We start from the raw sequence: 4,665 nt of genomic DNA on the forward strand, positions 1-4,665 counted from the left end.
ACCGCCCCGTCCCCGCCGCCAGCGGGGGCGGGGTGGCGCTCGACGCGACTCGTGACCGATGGACCCACCGACATGACAATGTCCCCGTCCGTTCCGGGCGGGGACATTGTCATGTCGAATCACCGGTTCGCACGATGGTGCGGTCGGTGGAGCCGAGGGGACTCGAACCCCTGACCCCCGCACTGCCAGGAAGGATCTTGGATTCCCGCCGCCACCCTGGTCAGTCAGGGTGGCGCAGCGATAGGCGGCACGCCCTTGACTCCCCGCTACTACCCGCCATCGACCGGCCGTACTGAAAGGCGTCGATCAGCGGTGACGGAAAAAGCCTGTTAGATGTGGGGTAACCACGAGCGAGGCCGTACCACCATTTTGCGTCAGACCGTCCATGACTTCCTTGCTGGGCTGCCCGTAAACGTCAAGCGCCTCCACGGAGCAGTGTTCCATGACCTCTTGGATGTATGGATCGGCGAGCTGCCAATGCTTCAGCACCGCGGCAGAGTCGAGGTACAGCTGAAAGCTGTAGGCGCGTAGGTTGGCTTCGTCAATGAACACTTCAACCATGAGTTGCGGGCCGTGCTCTCTTACGAAGTCAACAGCAGAACGAACTGCGTCTCGATATTTTTCGAGGTGACCCTCCTTGATGCGCATGGTGTTACGGAGAAGAATCGGGCCATCTGCCAACCGGGCAGTTGACTGGGACATCTGTAGGCTACTCCTTTCGTGCTTGTCGAATCGCGCAGGACGTCGGCTGGCGGTAGTAACTCACGACGCCTTGGGTGGCGGCCCCGCACGTGCCTGACCTGCGTACGGCTGGGCATGTCATGTCGGTGGCGGGTCGGCGGCGGGCTTCCGCACGGGTCGCCACCGCCAGCCCCAGCCTGGGGGATAGCCGATCTGCGGGCCTACCATTCGAGGGGGCAACCGAGGGGCCGTAGGGATGTGCGGTTGTCACCGCAACGATGCGGAGGAACTCGCTATCTGGTGGGTGACCTGGCCCCAAGGTCCGCAGGGGTGCTCGCCGAGACGCCGGAGCCGGATCGAGGCAGGTTGTCCGGCCTCCTATGGGACTTCCCGTCGATCGACGACGGCGGTGAGACCCTCGCCTGAGCGGTTGTCAGCGAGGAGCGCCTCGATCCGCGCTGCCACGATCGGAAGGCCGCCGTCGCCGAGCGGGCTGCCGGAACGTTGTTCGATGAGGTGACGGAGCACGGTGAGGTGCTCGCCGAGGTTGGCCGGGCCGGGCGGATAGTCAGCTTCGAGAAGCTCGATCGCGGTGGCCGGGGCCGAGTCGACCACGTGGCCGAGTTGTGTACCGGCAGTCCGGGCGAAGTCGGTGATGTCGATGCCGGCGGCGCGTACGGTGTCGAGAGCGCGGAGCAGGCCCAGTTGTGCGTCGTACCAGACGCCGAAGAGGGCCAGATCCCAGATCGCGGCGGCCGCTGGCGCGTCCCCGACGAAGCGGGGCCGACTGAGCAGGCGCAAGGTGTCAAGGTGAAGCTCGTACGCGGCACGATCACCGCCGTACAGGATGGTGGCCCTGTCAGTGCCGATCGTCTCCGGCGATGCCTGGACGCCCGCGTCAAGATACCGAGCGCCCATGCCGGCGACGAGCTCGGCCGTCTTCTGCGCCTCCCCCGGTGTGCCGGTGCACAACGCGACAATGGTCCGCCCGGCCTGGTCCGGGTGCATGGCAGCCAGGCAGTCGGCGACCGCGCGGTAGTCGGTGAGGGTGAGCAGGACGAGATCGCTCGACGACACGGCCGCAGCGACCGAGTCGACGGGCCGAGCACCCGCCTCCACCAGACCGGTGAGCCGGTGCTGAGTGCGGTTCCACACCACCACCTCGCGGCCCGCGTCGAGTAGCCGGTGTGCCACCGCTGTTCCGATGTTGCCGGTTCCGATAATTGTGATGGTCTCTGCCATACGGCCAGCCTAGAACCTCAACTTAACTTCATGTCAAGCCATGACGTCGAGGATAAAGGCGGCTGCCCTCTGTCGGCCCGGACACCTCGAGGTCTGCCCCCGCCGCGCCACCGCGATCGTGCAGGCCATCCTCGTCCTCGAAGCCGCCGAGGACGCCCGCTACCCACGATGAAAATGGCTCACGGATGCCAAGGTGGAATCCGCCGATTGGAAGTCGCTCGATCGGAAGGCGGTGTCTGCGCTCATTTCCTTCCGATCTACGCTGATTGACCCGACAGCCGGTAGCGCAACTCTTATGAAGGGCAGCCAGCACGAATGGCGTTTTCAGGCAACGCAAGAGCGGGGCATCGATGGCGGCTGGAAATCTGCCGCGCCGACGCCCCGCCTTTATGCGGAAACCTTATTCGTTGCTCGCCTAATGCCGCATCGACCTACGGCATACTGGCAGCACATGGTCGGCCCAGAGCGGCGCGACGCTCGAAGAGCTGATGGCGCGCCTCGGGCATTCCAGCACCCGCGCCGCCATGATCTACCAGCACGCCACCCGTGACCGCGATCACGCCATCGCCGCCGCCCTGGACGCGCTGATCGAAGAGGCGAGAGGCAAGGTCAGCGCCGGATCTGGCACGTAGCGCCCCGAGAACGGCGGAAACGAAAAACGCCCTGGTGGGGGATCGTGTCCCTCACCCGGGCGTTTCGCAAGGGTGGAGCCGAGGGGACTCGAACCCCTGACCCCCACACTGCCAGTGTGGTGCGCTACCAGCTGCGCCACGGCCCCTTGCTCGTCCCCGGCGTCCCGGGCACGCAGAGAACTATACACACGGCCCCCGCGATGGTCATCTCGCGGGGGTACCCCTCCCCGGCGCTCAGTTCAACGCCACGTCGGGCGGGAAATGGGCGACCGCCGCCATCATCCCGCCCTGCCGGCGCAGCACCATCGGCCACAGGTCGTCGGGCCGGTCGACGAACGCGTCGCCGGGCAGGGCGTCGAAGACGAACCACGAGCCCTCCTCGATCTCCTGCTCCAACTGGCCGGCACCCCAGCCCGAGTAGCCGGCGAAGACCCGGATGCTGCCGATGCTGTCGCGCAGCTTCTCCGGATCCACCGACAGGTCGATCGTGCCGACCGCGCCGGAGATCGGCTGGAAACCCTTCAGGCGGCGGATCGGGTGCCGCATCCGGGCCAGGCAGATCGCCGAGTCCGGCTGGACGGGGCCGCCCTCGAAGAGCACCGCGGGGTGGCGGGCCAGGTCGCTCCAGCCGCCCAGGACGTCGGCCACCGGGACCTCGGTGGCCCGGTTGAGCACCACGCCGAGCGCCCCGCCGGCCTCGTGGGCCACCAGCAGCACCACCGTACGGTCGAAGTTCGGGTCCTTCAGGGCCGGAGTCGCGACCAGCAGCCGCCCTGTCATCGACTCCGTGGCTCGACCGCCGATCGCGCGTCCCTCCTCCTGCATCTCGGACATCGTCACCCGCGCGCCGGGTCGGGTAACGGGGCGTCGCCGTGGGTCCGTGCTGTCACCGCCATGCCTGGCACCATAGCTTGCGCCCGGGGCGGTGGCTAAGGTCTGAGCGGCGGATGATCGAGCGGCGACAGAGGAGGACCGTTGAGCCCTACGGCGGACATCGCGGTGATCGGCGGATCGGGCCTGTACGCGTTGCTCGACGGCGCGACCGCGTACGAGGTGGACACGCCGTACGGGCCTGCCTCGGACCCGGTCACCATCGCCGAGGTGGGCGGTCGCCGGGTGGCGTTCCTCCCCCGGCACGGCCGGGACCACCGGCACCCGCCGCACCTGATCCCGTACCGGGCCAACCTGTGGGCGCTGCGGTCCCTCGGGGTGCGTCAGGTGCTCGCCCCGTGCGCGGTGGGCGGGCTCCGGCCCGAGTTGGGTCCGGGCACCTTCGTGGTGCCGGACCAGCTGATCGACCGGACCACCGGACGCAGCCAGACCTACTACGACCGGGGTGCGGTGCACGTCTCGTTCGCCGACCCGTACTGCCCGGTCGGGCGGCGTACGCTGCTCGCGGCGGCGGCCGGACGGGACGTGCCGGCGGTGGACGGTGGCACGGTGGTGGTGGTCGAGGGGCCGCGCTTCTCCACCCGCGCCGAGTCCCGCTGGTACGCCTCGATGGGCGGCACGGTGGTCAACATGACCGGGCATCCGGAGGCGGTGCTCGCCCGAGAGCTGGCCCTCTGCTACACCTCGATCGCGCTCGTCACCGACCTGGACGCGGGCGTCACGGCCGGCGAGTCGGTCACCCAGGCGGAGGTGTTCCGGGTGTTCGCGGAGAACACCGACCGGCTGCGCGGGGTGCTGCTGGACGCCGTGGCGGCGCTGCCGGCCGGCCGGGACTGCCCGTGCGGGCACGCCCTGGACGGCATCGAGCTCCCGGTCCCCCTGCCCTGAGCCGCTCCCCCGGCGGCGCCCGGGATCCGGTTGCCGCCCACCACGGCGGCTGACGCCACGCCGTACTCAGTGCGGCTGTTCGGTGAGCACCCGTCCGGTGAGCACGTCGAGCACCGGCCGGGTGCCCAGCGGCGCGGCGAGGGTGACGGTGACCGGTTCCAGCACGAGCTGTTCGGTGCACACGCCGGTGGAGCGGACCACCCCACCCCCGATCACGACGACGTCGTCGTGTTCCTGCACCAGCGGAGTGATCCCGGTGTCGCACGCGCCGACGCCGAGCAGGTAGGTGATCGTCGCACCGTCGACGTCGCGCAGCTGCGCGGGAGCGACC

The 4,665-nt window shown here is 68.9% G+C and carries 5 protein-coding genes, 1 tRNA gene and 1 pseudogene; 2 read left to right on the forward strand and 5 right to left on the reverse strand.

The features are described 5' to 3' along the window. Nucleotides 1-306: 306 nt before the first annotated feature. On the reverse strand, nucleotides 307-648 hold the full coding sequence (locus E1166_RS29575; RefSeq protein ID WP_207914648.1) for a hypothetical protein: 342 nt from the start codon (nucleotides 646-648) through the stop codon (nucleotides 307-309). Between the two features lie 411 nt (nucleotides 649-1,059). After that, on the reverse strand, nucleotides 1,060-1,923 hold the full coding sequence (locus tag E1166_RS29580; RefSeq protein ID WP_132343121.1) for an NAD(P)-binding domain-containing protein: 864 nt from the start codon (nucleotides 1,921-1,923) through the stop codon (nucleotides 1,060-1,062). Nucleotides 1,924-2,447: 524 nt separating this feature from the next. Here E1166_RS29580 and E1166_RS29585 point away from each other — a divergent pair. Further along, nucleotides 2,448-2,555 (forward strand): integrase, encoded by a 108-nt coding sequence (locus E1166_RS29585; RefSeq protein ID WP_243710588.1) that lies wholly within the window; start codon nucleotides 2,448-2,450, stop codon nucleotides 2,553-2,555. Between the two features lie 73 nt (nucleotides 2,556-2,628). Here E1166_RS29585 and E1166_RS29590 read toward each other — a convergent pair. Together E1166_RS29590 and E1166_RS29595 are read right to left on the reverse strand one after the other, a co-directional pair. Beyond that, nucleotides 2,629-2,701 (reverse strand) — tRNA-Ala (locus E1166_RS29590). Between the two features lie 88 nt (nucleotides 2,702-2,789). Continuing rightward, complete coding sequence (locus tag E1166_RS29595; RefSeq protein ID WP_132343122.1) at nucleotides 2,790-3,380, reverse strand: YqgE/AlgH family protein; 591 nt, start codon at nucleotides 3,378-3,380, stop codon at nucleotides 2,790-2,792. A gap of 150 nt (nucleotides 3,381-3,530) precedes the next feature. Between E1166_RS29595 and E1166_RS29600 the strand changes: the two genes are divergently transcribed. After that, nucleotides 3,531-4,334 (forward strand): S-methyl-5'-thioadenosine phosphorylase, encoded by an 804-nt coding sequence (locus E1166_RS29600; RefSeq protein ID WP_132343123.1) that lies wholly within the window; start codon nucleotides 3,531-3,533, stop codon nucleotides 4,332-4,334. A 66-nt stretch (nucleotides 4,335-4,400) separates the two neighbouring features. Here E1166_RS29600 and E1166_RS29605 read toward each other — a convergent pair. Continuing rightward, nucleotides 4,401-4,665 (reverse strand): annotated as a pseudogene (locus tag E1166_RS29605) (hypothetical protein); the annotation flags it as partial.

Origin of the sequence: Micromonospora sp. KC213 (assembly GCF_004348325.1) — a bacterium.
GTDB lineage: Bacteria > Actinomycetota > Actinomycetes > Mycobacteriales > Micromonosporaceae > Micromonospora.